This window comes from Ruegeria sp. CE12 (assembly GCF_056537525.1).
Map to the genome: position 1 here is coordinate 55,606 of NZ_JBQFRS010000012.1, position 14,756 is coordinate 70,361.

The window sequence follows — 14,756 nt, forward strand, 5'->3', positions numbered from 1 at the left end:
GCGATGACGATCTGGAACCTTGGCTCAATCAATGCCGATATGGTCTACGGCCTGCCGCATCTGCCCGGGCCGGGGGAAACCCTTGCGGCCAAGGGGCTGGAACGGTTTCTGGGCGGCAAGGGTGCGAACATGTCCGTTGCCGCGGCACGTGCCGGATCTCAGGTCAGCCATATCGGAGCTGTCGGGCCTGACGGGCGCTGGGCCAAGGACCGTCTGACCGAGTATGGCGTGGATACGCGCCATATCACCGAAGTGGATGTACCAACCGGGCATGCAATCATCGCGGTCGATGCCGAAGGTGAGAACCTGATCGTTCTTTACCCGGGGTCCAACCACGCGCTTGAGGTTCAGCAGCTGGAACAGGCGCTGTCTTTGGCCAAAGCAGGTGATTTGCTGGTCATGCAGAACGAAACCAATGCACAGGTTGAGGCTGCCCGACTGGGGTATGAGCTTGGTCTGACAGTCTGTTACGCAGCAGCGCCGTTTCAGGCGGATGCGGTTCAGGCTGTCTTGCCCTATCTTGATTTTCTGATCCTGAACCAGATTGAGGCGGTGCAGTTACAGCAAGCCACTGGCCTCAGTGCTGCAGACTTGCCGGTCGAGCATGTGGTCGTGACACTTGGTTCCGATGGCGCACGCTATCATCAGCGCGGCAATGATCCGGTGAAGTTTGATGCCCACAAAGTTCAGGCCGTGGATACGACCGGGGCAGGTGATACCTTTACCGGTTATGTCCTGGCTGGGATGGACCGAGGCATGCCGCTGGCGCAGGCCATAACACAGGCAAACCGTGCCGCGGCTTTGATGGTGACGCGACACGGTACGGCTGATGTGATCCCTGACCTCAAGGAAGTTCAGGCGGCTCGTTTCGATTAGGAACCGACAAAGGGTGCTGCACTGCCCCAAAGCTGTTTTACCCGGGCGTCGCGACCGCAGGCCTTGCGATAGGCTTTGTATGCATTCTTTTGGCGCTTGGGACCAAAACGGGTGAAGACCAGCTTGTCTCCTTTGTAGTAATCTTGGTGATAGGCTTCTGCAGGATAAAAGGTTGATTGTTGCAGGATTGGTGTCACGACCGTTTGCCCCAATGCCTGCTGTGCATTTGCCTTAGCCTTCTGCGCTTGCGCTTTTTCGCCTGCATTAGAGACAAATACTGCTGTGCGATAGCTTTCGCCACGGTCACAGAACTGACCGCCTGCATCTGTCGGATCGACCGAGCGGAAGAACATGTTCAACAGTGTTTCACGTGAGACGCGGGCAGGGTCGAAGGTGATCTGTACGGCCTCGTAGTGACCTGTACCGCCTTTGGAAACCTGATCGTAAGTCGGGTTCGCAGATTTACCGCCGGTATAACCCGAGACTGCACCGATCACGCCAGGTACCGATTCAAAATCGGACTCAACGCACCAGAAACAGCCGCCGGCAACGGTCAGTGTTTCGGTGCCCGCCGCAGGTGCAGGCATCGCGCGTAACAACGCAACCAGAGCAATCAGAACAAACAGAAGAGCGGACTTGAAATGGTCGAAACTGTAATTCCGGGTCATGGCAGATCTCCTTTGAGATCAGGCTGCCGTGCGACCCGGAAGTTGGCAATCCACTGACATCATTTGTCACGTGCTGGTGAGACGAGTTTATCGGTCAGCCCAGCAACTGCCCCAGTTTCATAGCGACACCCATGTCGCCTGAAATCTTGAGCTTGCCCATCATCACGCCCGTCATCGGGTTCAGTTTACCGGTCAGCAACTTGCCCAGATTGTCACGAGAGATGCGAATGGTGCAGTCGGTATCTCGATCCTGCGTGGTTGCAGTGTTGTCGGCGAGGACGATGACACCATCCTCACCGCAATCGAACTTGAGCGATCCGTCAAAGGTTTTGCCGCCCAGACCCTTTTGAATGCCGTCTGCAATTTCCTGAAGCATTTGAATTCCTTTCGCAGTTGTGCCCTGCGTAATGAGAAGTCTCAGCTTCAGGCAAGCATGACCCTACTGGAACCAGCCAAGGCTAGCCGTTGATCAACGCCTGTTTTGTTGGCTCACAGATCTGACCGTCATAAAAAGCTGTCAGGACATCCTGAAACTCGGATGGTGCGCCGGGTACAGCCGCAAACAAGGTCATGGACGAGCGTAGCTTCTTGGCATCGACCTTTCCCAGAATACCAGCCGGGTCCGAGCCCCTGTGCGACAGCATCAGGCGAGACACCTGAATCAGGCGCTCACGCAGGACCGGATGCCCAAGATAGGCGGTCGCCTCATCCAGATCTTCGATTCCGTAAAGCTGGGCCATATGAGATTGGCCCAGTTCTGCCAGTTGCGGAAACACGAACCACATCCAGTGACTGGTTTTCTGTCCCTGCTCAAGTTCACGCAGGACATCCGGCCAAACCGTGTCCTGCGCTTCGATGAACATTTCGAGCTCTTCGTTTATGCCTTCGTCTTCAGTCACTTGGACAAACGCTTGTCACGAGCGGCCAGAAGCTTCAGACGCAGAGCGTTCAGCTGGATGAAACCAGCCGCATCGGTCTGGTCATAAGCACCGGCGTCTTCCTCAAAGGTCACATGTGCCTCGGAGTACAGCGAGTGATCCGACCAGCGGCCCACGGTCGAGGCCAGACCTTTGTACAGTTTCACACGGACGGTGCCGGTGACATGTTCTTGCGACTTGTCGATGGCCGCCTGCAGCATTTCCCGCTCGGGCGAGTACCAGAAGCCGTTATAGATCAGCTCGGCATACTGCGGCATCAGCTGGTCTTTCAGGTGCATCGCGCCACGGTCCATGGTGATGGATTCGATACCGCGGTGCGCTTCCAGCAGGATGGTGCCGCCGGGAGTTTCATAGATGCCACGCGATTTCATACCGACGAAACGACCTTCGACCAGGTCCAGACGACCAATGCCGTGCTTACCGCCGTATTCGTTCAGCTTGGTCAGGATTGTGGCCGGGCTCATCGCTTCGCCATTGATGCTGACCGCGTCGCCTTTTTCAAATCCGATTTCGATGAACTCCGGCTCGTTCGGCGCGTCTTCGGGATGGACGGTGCGCTGGTAGACATAGTCGGGCGCCATATCGGCGGGGTCTTCCAGAACCTTGCCCTCGGACGAGGTGTGCAGCAGGTTGGCATCGACCGAGAAGGGGGCCTCACCGCGTTTGTCCTTGGCGATCGGAATCTGGTGTGCTTCTGCCCATTCGATCAGACGGGTACGGCTGGTCAGATCCCACTCGCGCCACGGGGCGATGACCTTGATTTCGGGGTTCAGTGCGTAGGCGGCCAGCTCAAAACGGACCTGATCGTTGCCCTTGCCGGTCGCGCCATGCGCAACGGCGTCAGCACCGGTTTCTTTTGCGATCTCAACCAGACGTTTCGAGATCAGCGGACGCGCGATTGAGGTGCCCAGCAGGTACAGACCTTCGTACTGCGCGTTGGCGCGGAACATTGGGAAGACGAAGTCGCGGACGAACTCTTCGCGGATGTCCTCGATATAGATGTTTTCGGGCTTGATCCCCAGCATTTCAGCCTTTTGGCGTGCCGGCTCAAGCTCTTCACCCTGACCCAGATCGGCGGTGAAGGTGACAACCTCACAGCCATACTCGGTCTGCAGCCATTTCAGTATGATCGAGGTATCAAGGCCACCGGAATAGGCCAGAACAACTTTCTTGGGCGCGGACATCTGACTTCCCTTTATGCGTAGAACGATTGGCCCCTAGCGGGTTTTCGACCCGGGGGCAAGTTGCGAGCATTGACGCAGGACGGGAATTGGGATGAAACGATTGCAAAGATAACAAGGATTGGTTGAGAGGGCGGTTCAGAATGCTTGGTTGGCAGATTTTCATCCATTCAGTTCGAATGGTGTTCAGTAATCTACAGGAAGCTTTGCAGATTGGATTGATACCATCAGTTGCCGCCGCGATTTTCAGTACCCTCGTCTTGGGCGTGGCGAGTGCGAACGGGATCGATGCGGGTGATCCTGCAATGAACTTGACTGCGAAAGATACGTTGAACGTCGTTGTCGTAGCGTTGATCAGTATCTTTGTGAGTTTGTGGATTTTCGTCGCATGGCATCGGTTCGTGCTGCTCGAAGAGTATCCGAAAGGCTGGATCCCAACGTTCAATTTAGACCGGATAGGGGCCTACATCTGGTGTACCGTCCAGCTTATTGTCGTTTGTGTGATTGCATCGGTGGTAATTCTGGTGCCGTTGCTCTTGGTTGGCTCAATTTTGGCCGCCATCGTGCCGCCATTGGTGTATCTGCTTCAACTTCTGCCGTTTGCCGCCTTCTTTGTTGTCTATGTGCTTTTCATAAGGCTTGGCGCAGCCTTGCCAGCAGCGGCGATTGGGGAACCGCTTGGATTTATGGACGCAAAAAGAGCAACTGAAGGCACAAACGGCACCATCACGATTGTAGTGTTGATTCTGGCGTTTGTTCAGGTTGTCCTCAGTCTTCTGATCTTTCAGGCCAGTCAGATCTTGCCTATATTTGGAATAGCAAGCCAAACGATTATCGGGCTGGTCATTTCACTGGTAAATGTCAGCGTATTGACCACGGTGTACGGTATTTACGTCGAAAAACGCGAGCTGGCCTGATACCCGTACACATATGTATTCCTTGCCCTTTGGGCAGCGATACGACACTGAGACCGATATGACCGATTTCATGACCCGCGCCCGCGCTGCCGAACAGGCGATGCGCACTGTGTTTCCTGCAACGCCACTGCAGCGGAATGCTCATCTGTCCGATCGCTATGGGGCTGATATCTGGCTCAAGCGCGAAGACCTCAGCCCGGTGCGGTCCTACAAAATCCGCGGCGCGTTTAATGCGATGCGTAAGCAGCAGGGGCAGGAGTTGTTTGTGTGTGCCAGCGCAGGCAATCATGCACAGGGCGTGGCCTATATGTGTAAGCATCTGGGCGTAAAAGGCGTGATTTTCATGCCGGTGACGACCCCCCAGCAGAAAATTCAGAAGACCCGGATTTTCGGCGGGGATAACATCGAAATTCATCTGACCGGCGACTATTTTGATGACACGCTGGCGGCCGCGCAAAGTTGGTGTGCGCAGCAGGGCGGGCATTTCCTTTCCCCTTTCGACGATGATGACGTGATTGAAGGCCAGGCTTCGCTGGCGGTTGAGATCGAAGCCCAGTTGGGCTCTGTCCCGGATCACGTGATCCTGCCGGTAGGTGGGGGCGGTATGTCCTCTGGCGTTGCGACATGGTTCGGGGATCGCTCGCATTGCCTGTTTGTAGAACCTGCAGGTGGGGCGTGTCTGCGTGCTGCGCTTGCGGCTGGTCATCCCGTTGCCCTAGATCACGTAGATACATTCGTAGACGGCGCTGCCGTCGGTCGCATTGGAGCGAAGCCGTTTGAGCTTTTGCGTTCACGGCACCTGTCGGACGTACTGGTCATGTCCGAGGATCGCATCTGCGCAACAATGATCGAGATGCTCAATGTCGAGGGCATCGTTCTAGAGCCAGCAGGTGCGCTGGCCGTCGAAGCGATAGGTGACGTTCAGAGTTTTGTTCGCGGCAAAACGGTTGTCTGTGTCACCTCGGGCGGGAACTTTGATTTTGAGCGTTTGCCCGAGGTCAAAGAGCGGGCGCAGCGCTATTCCGGTGTGAAGAAATACTTCATCTTACGCCTGCCGCAGCGTCCGGGTGCACTGAAGGAGTTTCTCGGCATACTCGGGCCGGAAGATGATATTGCCCGCTTCGAATACATGAAGAAATCGGCTCGTAATTTTGGTTCGGTCCTAATCGGAATCGAAACCCGCAAACCTGAGAATTTCATGCGCCTGTTTGCTCATCTGGATGAGGCCGGATTTACCTATACGGATATCACCGAGGATGAGACGCTTGCCCAGTTCGTAATCTGATTCACTTCAGATTATCTGCCAGACCTGCCTCAAACACGGATCTGGACTGGTCAAACTCAGAATAGATTTCGGCAAGGTTGACGTCAGAACCTTCCCCGGCCGCGGCTTTTCTTTCCCCGTCCTGACAGAGCTTTGAAAATCTGTCGAAGCCCAGGCTCAGTGCGCTGCCTTTAAGGAAATGCAGGTTCTGCTCAATCTCGGTCCTGGAGGTGTCCTCACGCAGTTTCGAGATCACTTCCTGCACCTCGTCCATGAAAATCTGGACAACCTCATCAAACTCATCTGCGCCCACTTCGTCGCGCAGCTGATTTACCCGGGGCCAATGTATCATCATGCCCTCCGTCTGGACCTGCTTATCTCTCTGATAGGGCGTAACGCGTAAACAGCTGATTAAAATCGCTCAGGCGAAGTGGCCAACCCGCTTTCACTCAATTTTAAGCTGCAGATTTTAGCTTCTCCACATCTCGGTTTCAGGGAATGCGTGGGGTAAAAGGTGACGCCAGCCAGTCAGACAGACACTGTGGGCAAGCCGAATTTTGGTGCAATCCAAAAAGTGCTGGTTGTTGATGACAGCCGCCTTCAACGAAGAATTCTTGTGGCCTCGCTCAAGAAGTGGGGTTTTGAGGTTGTCGAGGCTGACAACGGCGAAGATGCAATCGCGTTGTGCAAGGTTGATCCACCTGATCTGGTGCTCAGCGACTGGGTGATGCCCGGCATGGGCGGGCTTGAATTTTGTCGGGCTTTCCGAGCGTTGGAAATGGATCAGTACACATACTTCATTCTGCTCACTTCCAAGAGCGAAAAGCAGGAGGTCGCACGGGGCCTTGATGCGGGTGCAGATGATTTCCTGATCAAACCGTTAGAGGCGGATGAGTTGCGAGCCCGGATTTCCGCAGGCGCCCGCATTTTGGATATGCAGCGCGAACTCTCTGACAAGAACCGGCTGATCGAAAGCGCCTTTGAGGAGTTGCGGTTGGCCCATGATGCCATCGACAAGGATCTGATGCAGGCGCGTAAAATTCAGGATTCACTGGTGCCCGAGCTTCGGCGCGACTTCGGGAACTCACGGGTCAGTATGTTGCTGAAGCCCTGTGGCCATATTGGCGGTGATCTGGTCGGTATGTTCTCGCCCGGTCCAAACCGTCTGGGATTTTATAGCATCGATGTTTCGGGTCACGGTATTACGTCGGCCATGATGACGGCGCGCTTGGGCAGCTATCTTTCCAGCAAGCATTTCGATCAGAATGTCGCGATGGAGCAGCGATTTGATAAATTCTATGCGCTGTTGCCGCCCGAGAATGTTGCCGCGACACTGAACTCGCGTTTGATGGCTGATGCCGGGATCGAAGAATATTTCACGATGGTCTACGCCATCGTCGATTTACGCAACGGTCACCTCAAAATGGTTCAGGCCGGGCATCCACACCCGCTGCTGCTGCGCAAGGATGGCAGTACTGAGTTACTGGGCGCAGGTGGTTTGCCTATCGGTCTGATTGAAAACGCGGTTTTTCATCAAACGGATGTTTACATGAAGCCGGGTGACAAGTTGTTGCTCCATTCAGATGGATTTACTGAGTGTCGGTTGGCGGACGGCAGCCTTCTGGATGAAGAAGGTCTTCAAGCCATGGCGCAGGACTGTCTTTCCGATGGTGGCGGCTCAGATTTTCTGGACGACATGTTCTGGCGATTAACGCAGGTCATGTCGCCTGATGATGGTATGGGAGACGATGTTTCAGCCGTCTTCTTCGAATACAATCAGCCCTAAAGCCCCTGCATATGACGTGTGGCAAAGTGGCGGTCACCTTCATTTCCCAGAATTCTGGTGGCGTCTGACGTCTCCATCCACACGGCCTCGTGGAATTCTTCGGTGGGCGGTCCCATTGGGCGGACTGGCCGCGCGCGGTATATATAGCAGACTTTCTCGGCCCAAAGATCGTATTCCGGCATATAGGTGAAACGCCGAAATGCACCGACACGTCGCGGTGCCGTTATCAGCCAGCCGGTCTCTTCAAAAACCTCTCGGTGAAGGGCCGTTATCGGAGATTCACCCGGATCAATTCCCCCGCCGGGAAGCTGGAGTTCGGGGTTCAGACCATCATCATACCAGGTTACGAGCAATGAGCTGCCCCGTGGTAACAAAGCATACACGCCGGGCCGCCGAATGTACCGTCGCCCCGGTTCCGGGGTTTCACCGAACCTTCTGATCATGTATGGCCCCTTTCAACCCGGTTTGTTCGACCTATATGGTGGCGGTATGCCAACCTGTGGCGTGTAAGGAAACCCCATGTCTCTTGGAACGAAAATCGCGTGGGACGATACCGTCCTGCCCTTTCAACTTGATGTATCGGATATGCGTGGCCGTGTGGCGCGTTTAGACGGGGTGCTGGACGGCATCCTGAAACAGCACGATTATCCGGAACAGGTCGAGGCCCTGGTGGCCGAGATGGCCCTGCTGACCGCATTGATTGGCCAGACTGTTGCGCTGCGCTGGAAGCTGTCCCTTCAGGTTCAGTCCAAGGGCGCGGTACGCATGATTGCGACCGACTACTATGCGCCGCAGAAAGACGGTGAGCCCGCACAGATTCGTGCCTATGCCAGCTTTGATCGGGATCGCCTGACCGATGGCGCACCCTTTGACCAGGTGGGCGAAGGGTATTTTGCGATCATGATCGACCAGGGTGAGGGAACCCAACCCTATCAAGGGATCACTCCGCTGGCGGGCGGTTCGCTCCGCGCCTGTGCCGAGGCCTATTTTGCGCAGTCCGAGCAGTTGCCGACCCGTTTTTCGCTGAGCTTTGGCAAATCGACCGAGCCGGGCGTGGGCGAACACTGGCGCGCAGGGGGCATCATGCTGCAGCACATGCCCAAAGCGTCCCCGTTTGTGGCATCTGGCGAAGGTAGTGGCGAGATACTCTCGGCTTCGGATCTGGTTGATGGCGATGAAGGTGAAAATTGGGGCCGGGTCAACATCCTGCTCGATACGGTCGATGACCTCGAGCTGATCGGGCCCTCGATTGCGCCGACTGACTTGTTGATCCGACTGTTTCACGAGGAACAGCCGCGTGTCTATGATGCGCAGATGGTCAAGTTCGGCTGCACCTGTTCCGAAGATCGCGTGCGTCAAAGCCTGTCAATCTATTCGGCGCGGGACATCGCCAAGATGACCACTGACGAAGGAACCGTGACTGCCGATTGTCAGTTCTGCGGTGCCCATTACGTGTTGGACCCAAGCACGGTTGGCTTCGACGCTGAAGATGCGGATCGTGCCTGATCCGATTTCACAGCTGACGGCGGCGTTGAACCGCCCCGGTGACGGGTCGAGTGACTTTGATCTGAATCCTGAAACCGTTTTGCCAGCGGGACGCAAACTGCGCCCCGCTGGTGTTCTGGTTCCAGTATTGTTGTCCGGTGAAACACCGCGCCTGATCCTGACCAAGCGCTCGTCGGCCCTGAAACATCACCCGGGCCAGATTGCGTTTCCCGGTGGAAAACAGGACGAAGGCGATGCAGATGTCACTGCAACAGCCTTACGTGAAGCGCAGGAAGAGATTGGTCTACCGCCAGATCTGCCGCGAATTCTGGGCCACTTGCCAACCCATGAAACCGTAACGTCTTTTAACGTGACACCTGTCGTGGCGGTATTGGAGAATGGTTTTGACCCAATCCCGGAACCCGGAGAAGTGGAAGAAGTCTTTTCAGTTCCGCTTGCGCACGTTCTGAACCCGGCGAATTATGTAGTCGAGTCGCGTCGTTGGCGCGGCCAAAGACGGTACTATTTCGCTGTGCCTTACGGCCCCTATTACATTTGGGGTGCAACGGCGCGGATGCTTCGGGGTTTGGCGGCGCGAGTGAGTGAATGACGCAGATCACAGAAGACTGGATCAGAGTTGAAGCGACACAGGATGTATGCTCGGCTTTGACCAACGCCGGAGCGCAAGCCTTGTTCGTGGGTGGTTGTGTGCGCAACGCGCTTTTGCATGCCCCGGTTTCCGACATTGACATAGCCACGGACGCGCATCCCGAACGTGTGCTGGAGTTGACCAGTAAGGCTGGTCTGAAAGCCATCCCGACTGGTATCGATCACGGCACAATCACAGTGGTTAGCGGTGGCATCCCGCACGAAGTGACGACTTTCCGCCGCGATGTCGAAACCGATGGGCGGCGCGCGGTCGTTGCCTATTCGGACGCAGTCGAAGAAGATGCCGCCCGGCGCGATTTCACAATGAACGCGCTTTATGCGCGGCCGGATGGAACCATTCTGGATCCGCTGAATGGTCTGCCCGATCTACGGGCGCGCCGCGTCAGGTTCATCGGAAATGCAGAGGACCGGATCAAAGAGGATTATCTGCGGTCATTGCGGTATTTTCGGTTTCACGCCTGGTACGGCGATGCAAATGCCGGGTTTGACCCCGAGGCACTGTCTGCGATCGCCTCGCACCTCGAGGGGCTCGAGAAACTCTCACGCGAAAGGGTTGGGGCTGAAATGCTCAAGCTGCTTGGTGCACCCGATCCCGCGCCTTCGGTGGCAGCGATGCGAAGTGCAGGCGTTTTGGCCCGAATTCTGCCCGGCGCTGACGACAAGGCCCTGCCAATTCTCGTGAAACTTGAAGGGGATGCCGGAGCACCCCCTGAGCCGATTCGCCGATTGGCTGCAATCGCACCACCTGAAGTTGCCCGAACTCTGCGGCTCAGCAAAGCTCAACTGCAACGCCTGACTCGTATGCGGGACGAGGCCATGGGAACCGCAGGTGTTGCTGAACTTGGCTTTCGATATGGTTCAACAGGGGGGCTGCACGAAACGCTTCTGCGTTGCGCGTTTCTGGAACAACCCTGGACCGATGATCTTGCCATTGCCCTTGAAAAAGGGGCTGCGGCCAGCTTTCCGATCAAGGCAAATGATCTCATTCCTAAATACAGCGGTCCGGCGCTGGGCAAAAAACTGGCCGAACTTGAGGCGCGCTGGATTGCGTCGGGTTTCCTTTTGGATCGCGATGAATTGCTGGTGGAATAAAATGAAGTCTCAAAAGGGGATGACAAAGCGGATCATTTGTGGCTAGGGTGCGCGTGTCACATGGATGGAGGAATGCGAATGTATTACGGGATCTGGTTCGGCTAAGGCTGGAACACATTACCCGTTGGGGTGGTGTTCTGACGCCATCTTCTTTCGCATGACTTGTTTTGACTCGCTCAATCGGAGCACTCTCCATGTTTCGCTATTTCGAAAACCTCGTAGACCCTTTTGTCGCTTATGACGAAGTAGACACGCCACCAACGCGGCTGTGGCCCTTCATGCTGGACTACTCGCGCCCATTCGTGCGCGTGTTTGTTTGGGCAGCACTTCTGTCAATCATCGTGGCAGGGGTCGAGATCGGCTTGATCTATTATATGGGCCGCGTCGTCGACCTGCTGTCGGGTTCACCGACCGAAGTCTGGCAGGCGCACGGCACAGAACTGCTGCTGATGGCAGCCTTTGTTCTGCTATTGCGGCCCGCGTTGCACGTGATTGACGTGCTGTTGCTGAATAACGCGATCTTGCCGAACTTTGGGACGCTGATCCGCTGGCGTGCTCATAAACACGTTCTGCGCCAGTCGGTTGGCTGGTTCGAGAATGACTTTGCCGGACGTATTGCGAACCGGATCATGCAGACACCGCCCGCTGCGGGAGAGGTGATCTTTCAGGTCTTTGACGCGATTTCCTTCTCGCTGGCCTATCTGATCGGTGCGGCCATTCTGTTGATGGCAGCTGATCCTCGGTTGTTGGTGCCGCTGTTGATCTGGCTTGTGCTCTATGGGCTGCTGGTGCGCTGGACGGTGCGGCGGGTTGGACCGGCCTCGCAGGCCGCATCTGATGCGCGTTCCACGGTGACCGGGCGTGTTGTGGACAGCTATACCAATATCCATTCGGTCAAGATGTTTGCCCATGCGGATCAGGAACTGGACTATGCGCGCGAGGCTATTGAGGCAACGCGCCGTACATTTCAGGTCGAGATGCGCATCTTCACCATTATGGACGCAGTTCTGGTCACGCTGAACGGTCTGTTGATCATCGGTGTTGTCGGTTGGGCGATTGCCTTGTGGATGCAGGGCAGTGCATCGGTTGGCGTTGTTGCAGCTGCAACTGCCCTGACGTTGCGGCTGAACGCGATGACCGGATGGATCATGTGGGCGCTGACCAGCTTTTTCCGCCAACTGGGTGTTGTTGCCGAGGGGATGGAAACCATCGCGCAGCCTGTTGATCTGTTGGATGTCAAAGGCGCAAGGCCCTTGCAGCTGACTTCGGGCGAGATCGAAATTCGCGATCTGTCTCACCACTACGGTCGTGAAACGGGTGGTCTGGATCATATCAACCTGACTATCCAGCCAGGTGAAAAGATCGGTCTGATCGGGCGTTCAGGCGCCGGGAAATCGACTCTGGTAAAGCTGCTTTTGCGGTTTTACGATGTCGAACGCGGTGCAATCCTGATCGATGGTCAGGACATCAGTTCTGTCACCCAGGACAGTCTGCGTCAGCGGATCGGGATGGTTCAACAGGACAGTGCGTTGCTGCATCGGTCGGTGCGCGACAATATCCTGTACGGTCGCCCCGATGCGACCGAAGAGCAGATGATTGCCGCCGCCAAGCAAGCCGAAGCGCATGAGTTCATTCTGGACCTTCAGGACCCGCAAGGCCGGACAGGATATGACGCGCATGTGGGGGAGCGGGGTGTCAAACTCAGCGGTGGTCAGCGCCAGCGTGTGACGCTTGCGCGGGTGATCCTTAAAGACGCACCCATCCTTTTGCTGGACGAGGCGACATCTGCGCTAGATTCCGAGGTCGAAGCATCGATTCAGGAGACCCTCTACGGCATGATGCAAGGCAAGACCGTGATCGCGATTGCGCACCGGCTGAGTACCATTGCGCAGATGGACCGGATCCTGGTGATGGATGGTGGTCGGATCGTCGAAGAAGGCGCCCATGCGGAATTGTTGTCGCACGGTGGTCTTTACGCTCAGTTCTGGGCACGGCAATCTGGCGGCTTCATGAACCCGGAGGCCGCTGAATGAGAATCGCAGATCTGATTTATCCGTTCACGGACACCGAAACGCCCCCACCGCAGACGTTGGGGGCGTTTATTCGCTGGTGCCTGTCCGGCGCATGGCCGATGTTGTTTGTTGCCGCCTTCTTTTCAGCCACCGCAGGCGCGATGGAGGCCGGAACGGCTTGGATCCTTGGCCATGTTATCGATGTGGCAACCGCAAGCGGACCAGAAGAGTTTTTATCCGCCCGAAACGCCTGGATGATCATCGGGGCGATCGCGTTTTTCATGCTGATCCGCCCGATCCTGTTCGGACTCTCGTCGCTCTCGAACAACTACATCGTGATGCCGAACATCACGCCGTTGGTTCTGGCCAAGCTCAATCGATGGACGTTGGGCCAGTCGGTGACTTATTTCGATGACGATTTCGCGGGCCGGATTGCCCAAAAGCAGATGCAGACCTCGAATGCGATGGCGTCGGTCGTGTCGGAAACCATCAGCGCAATTGTCTTTGCGTTGGCGTCGCTTGTCGGCTCTTTGCTTTTGTTAGGGTCTATTCATCCGCTGGTCATGGTTCCGTTCGCGGCTTGGCTCGCCGTCTATTTCTGGCTGATCCGCTGGTATCTGCCGCGTATCCGGAAACGTTCGGCTGCGCGTGCCGGGGCGCGGGCAATGGTGTCGGGGCAGGTGGTCGATACCATCACCAATATCAAAACTGTCAAACTGTTCGCGCATTCCGAGTTCGAGGATCACGCCGCCCGTAACGCAATGGTCGAATTGCGGGAAAGATCGCTGGATTTCGGAAAGCTCTCAGCAAGCTTCCGATTTATCCTGATGACGCTTGCCGGGGTTCTGCCTGTGTTGTTGTTGGGTGCCACCGTACTGTTGTGGCAGGCCGGTAGTGCGACGACCGGCGACATCGTTGCTGCCGGCGCTGTGTCCATTCGCATCGCTCAGATGACCGGTTGGGTCAGTTTCACGCTGATGGGCCTTTACGCCAATGTTGGCGAGATCGAAAACGGCATGAACACTCTGGCCAAGCGAAACCGCGTTGAAGATGCGGCGCGCGCTGCTGATCTGAAAGTTGCCGAAGGCGGGATCAGGTTCGATGACGTCAGCTTTGCCTATGGTCGGAATATCGGAGGTGTCACAGATCTGGATCTGACGATAAGGCCCGGTGAAAAGCTGGGTATCGTCGGGGCTTCTGGTGCAGGTAAGTCGACCCTGGTTTCTCTTCTGTTGCGGCTCTATGACAGGGAAAACGGTGCGATATTGATTGATGGTCAGGATATCTCACAGGTGACTCAGGACAGCCTGCGCCGTCATATCGGCATGGTCACGCAGGAAACTGCCATGTTCAATCGCTCGGCGCGCGAAAACATCCTGTATGGACGCCCGGATGCGACGGAAGAAGAAATGATCGCGGCCGCACTCAAGGCCGAAGCGCATGAGTTTATTCTGGGCCTGCAGGATGCTCAGGGCCGGACAGGGTATGACGCCCATCTGGGTGAGCGAGGTGTGAAGCTGAGCGGAGGACAGCGTCAGAGGATCGCTTTGGCACGCGCAATCCTTAAGGACGCGCCGATCCTTGTACTGGACGAGGCAACCTCAGCCCTTGATTCAGAAGTTGAGGCGTCCATCCAGACCGCTCTGCATCGCGTGATGGAAGGCAAAACGGTTCTGGCTATTGCGCACCGCTTGTCGACGCTCAGCGAAATGGATCGGATCATCGTTCTGGATCAAGGCCGCATCGTCGAGGACGGTGCACATGACACTCTGCTGGCACAGGGCGGGCTGTATGCGCGGTTCTGGCATCGCCAGTCCGGCGGCTTCATTCAGACCGAAGCTGCGGAATAGGGGTTCTTTTACAGCGTA

At 56.2% G+C, this 14,756-nt stretch carries 15 protein-coding genes; 9 read left to right on the forward strand and 6 right to left on the reverse strand.

The window, feature by feature from the left end; all coding sequences use genetic code 11:
- The first annotated feature begins 3 nt into the window (after nt 1-3).
- Entirely contained in the window at nt 4-876 is an 873-nt protein-coding gene (locus tag ACR0IO_RS20325; protein WP_480744151.1) for a ribokinase, read from the forward strand.
- On the opposite strand, the gene msrA is transcribed toward ACR0IO_RS20325, so the two are convergent.
- The 4 genes from msrA to ACR0IO_RS20345 all read right to left on the reverse strand — a co-directional run bounded on the left by msrA (nt 873) and on the right by ACR0IO_RS20345 (nt 3,666).
- The gene (gene msrA, locus ACR0IO_RS20330; protein ID WP_480744153.1) at nt 873-1,544 is read right to left on the reverse strand and encodes a peptide-methionine (S)-S-oxide reductase MsrA; all 672 of its coding nucleotides are present in this window, start codon (nt 1,542-1,544) and stop codon (nt 873-875) included. The two genes, ACR0IO_RS20325 and msrA, sit on opposite strands and share 4 nt — an antisense overlap.
- A gap of 94 nt (nt 1,545-1,638) precedes the next feature.
- Nucleotides 1,639-1,920, reverse strand: coding sequence for an SCP2 sterol-binding domain-containing protein (locus tag ACR0IO_RS20335; protein ID WP_155144172.1), 282 nt, complete (start codon nt 1,918-1,920; stop codon nt 1,639-1,641).
- Nucleotides 1,921-2,002: 82 nt separating this feature from the next.
- A complete protein-coding gene (locus ACR0IO_RS20340; RefSeq protein WP_480744293.1) occupies nt 2,003-2,407 on the reverse strand; it encodes a DUF1810 domain-containing protein in 405 nt (134 codons plus the stop codon).
- A 32-nt stretch (nt 2,408-2,439) separates the two neighbouring features.
- Nucleotides 2,440-3,666 carry an argininosuccinate synthase gene (locus ACR0IO_RS20345; protein ID WP_155144174.1) on the reverse strand — a complete coding sequence of 409 codons (1,227 nt, stop codon included), beginning with the start codon at nt 3,664-3,666 and terminating at the stop codon, nt 2,440-2,442.
- 140 nt (nt 3,667-3,806) lie between these two features.
- On the opposite strand from ACR0IO_RS20345, the gene ACR0IO_RS20350 reads away from it, so the two are divergent.
- Both ACR0IO_RS20350 and ilvA read left to right on the forward strand, forming a co-directional pair.
- Nucleotides 3,807-4,580, forward strand: coding sequence for a hypothetical protein (locus tag ACR0IO_RS20350; RefSeq protein WP_480744155.1), 774 nt, complete (start codon nt 3,807-3,809; stop codon nt 4,578-4,580).
- A gap of 58 nt (nt 4,581-4,638) precedes the next feature.
- The gene (ilvA, locus tag ACR0IO_RS20355) at nt 4,639-5,865 is read left to right on the forward strand and encodes a threonine ammonia-lyase IlvA (RefSeq protein WP_480744157.1); all 1,227 of its coding nucleotides are present in this window, start codon (nt 4,639-4,641) and stop codon (nt 5,863-5,865) included.
- A 1-nt stretch (nt 5,866) separates the two neighbouring features.
- Here ilvA and ACR0IO_RS20360 read toward each other — a convergent pair whose 3' ends face one another.
- The gene (locus tag ACR0IO_RS20360; RefSeq protein ID WP_155144181.1) at nt 5,867-6,196 is read right to left on the reverse strand and encodes an Hpt domain-containing protein; all 330 of its coding nucleotides are present in this window, start codon (nt 6,194-6,196) and stop codon (nt 5,867-5,869) included.
- A gap of 162 nt (nt 6,197-6,358) precedes the next feature.
- Between ACR0IO_RS20360 and ACR0IO_RS20365 the strand changes: the two genes are divergently transcribed.
- Nucleotides 6,359-7,630, forward strand: a complete 1,272-nt coding sequence (locus tag ACR0IO_RS20365; protein ID WP_480744160.1) for a PP2C family protein-serine/threonine phosphatase — start codon at nt 6,359-6,361, stop codon at nt 7,628-7,630.
- On the opposite strand, the gene ACR0IO_RS20370 is transcribed toward ACR0IO_RS20365, so the two are convergent.
- Nucleotides 7,627-8,073, reverse strand: coding sequence for an NUDIX hydrolase (locus ACR0IO_RS20370; protein WP_480744162.1), 447 nt, complete (start codon nt 8,071-8,073; stop codon nt 7,627-7,629). The two genes, ACR0IO_RS20365 and ACR0IO_RS20370, sit on opposite strands and share 4 nt — an antisense overlap.
- A 76-nt stretch (nt 8,074-8,149) precedes the next feature.
- Between ACR0IO_RS20370 and hslO the strand changes: the two genes are divergently transcribed.
- The 5 genes from hslO to ACR0IO_RS20395 all read left to right on the forward strand — a co-directional run bounded on the left by hslO (nt 8,150) and on the right by ACR0IO_RS20395 (nt 14,738).
- A complete protein-coding gene (hslO, locus tag ACR0IO_RS20375) occupies nt 8,150-9,136 on the forward strand; it encodes an Hsp33 family molecular chaperone HslO (RefSeq protein WP_155144184.1) in 987 nt (328 codons plus the stop codon).
- The gene (locus ACR0IO_RS20380; protein WP_480744296.1) at nt 9,120-9,725 is read left to right on the forward strand and encodes a CoA pyrophosphatase; all 606 of its coding nucleotides are present in this window, start codon (nt 9,120-9,122) and stop codon (nt 9,723-9,725) included. The genes hslO and ACR0IO_RS20380 overlap by 17 nt, the downstream gene beginning before the upstream one ends.
- Entirely contained in the window at nt 9,722-10,876 is a 1,155-nt protein-coding gene (locus ACR0IO_RS20385; RefSeq protein WP_480744165.1) for a CCA tRNA nucleotidyltransferase, read from the forward strand. Before ACR0IO_RS20380 ends, ACR0IO_RS20385 begins: the two co-directional genes overlap by 4 nt.
- 194 nt (nt 10,877-11,070) lie before the next feature.
- The gene (locus ACR0IO_RS20390) at nt 11,071-12,909 is read left to right on the forward strand and encodes an ABC transporter ATP-binding protein (protein ID WP_155144188.1); all 1,839 of its coding nucleotides are present in this window, start codon (nt 11,071-11,073) and stop codon (nt 12,907-12,909) included.
- Complete coding sequence (locus ACR0IO_RS20395) at nt 12,906-14,738, forward strand: ABC transporter ATP-binding protein (protein ID WP_480744170.1); 1,833 nt, start codon at nt 12,906-12,908, stop codon at nt 14,736-14,738. Before ACR0IO_RS20390 ends, ACR0IO_RS20395 begins: the two co-directional genes overlap by 4 nt.
- Nucleotides 14,739-14,756: the final 18 nt, after the last annotated feature.

Bases quoted from the DNA above. Each gene is read 5' to 3' on its own strand.
- ACR0IO_RS20325 (WP_480744151.1), top strand. From the start codon at position 4: ATGACGATCTGGAACCTTGGCTCAATCAATGCCGATATGGTCTACGGC.
- msrA (WP_480744153.1), bottom strand. From the start codon at position 1,544: ATGACCCGGAATTACAGTTTCGACCATTTCAAGTCCGCTCTTCTGTTT.
- ACR0IO_RS20335 (WP_155144172.1), bottom strand. From the start codon at position 1,920: ATGCTTCAGGAAATTGCAGACGGCATTCAAAAGGGTCTGGGCGGCAAA.
- ACR0IO_RS20340 (WP_480744293.1), bottom strand. From the start codon at position 2,407: ATGTTCATCGAAGCGCAGGACACGGTTTGGCCGGATGTCCTGCGTGAA.
- ACR0IO_RS20345 (WP_155144174.1), bottom strand. From the start codon at position 3,666: ATGTCCGCGCCCAAGAAAGTTGTTCTGGCCTATTCCGGTGGCCTTGAT.
- ACR0IO_RS20350 (WP_480744155.1), top strand. From the start codon at position 3,807: ATGCTTGGTTGGCAGATTTTCATCCATTCAGTTCGAATGGTGTTCAGT.
- ilvA (WP_480744157.1), top strand. From the start codon at position 4,639: ATGACCGATTTCATGACCCGCGCCCGCGCTGCCGAACAGGCGATGCGC.
- ACR0IO_RS20360 (WP_155144181.1), bottom strand. From the start codon at position 6,196: ATGATACATTGGCCCCGGGTAAATCAGCTGCGCGACGAAGTGGGCGCA.
- ACR0IO_RS20370 (WP_480744162.1), bottom strand. From the start codon at position 8,073: ATGATCAGAAGGTTCGGTGAAACCCCGGAACCGGGGCGACGGTACATT.
- hslO (WP_155144184.1), top strand. From the start codon at position 8,150: ATGTCTCTTGGAACGAAAATCGCGTGGGACGATACCGTCCTGCCCTTT.
- ACR0IO_RS20380 (WP_480744296.1), top strand. From the start codon at position 9,120: ATGCGGATCGTGCCTGATCCGATTTCACAGCTGACGGCGGCGTTGAAC.
- ACR0IO_RS20385 (WP_480744165.1), top strand. From the start codon at position 9,722: ATGACGCAGATCACAGAAGACTGGATCAGAGTTGAAGCGACACAGGAT.
- ACR0IO_RS20390 (WP_155144188.1), top strand. From the start codon at position 11,071: ATGTTTCGCTATTTCGAAAACCTCGTAGACCCTTTTGTCGCTTATGAC.
- ACR0IO_RS20395 (WP_480744170.1), top strand. From the start codon at position 12,906: ATGAGAATCGCAGATCTGATTTATCCGTTCACGGACACCGAAACGCCC.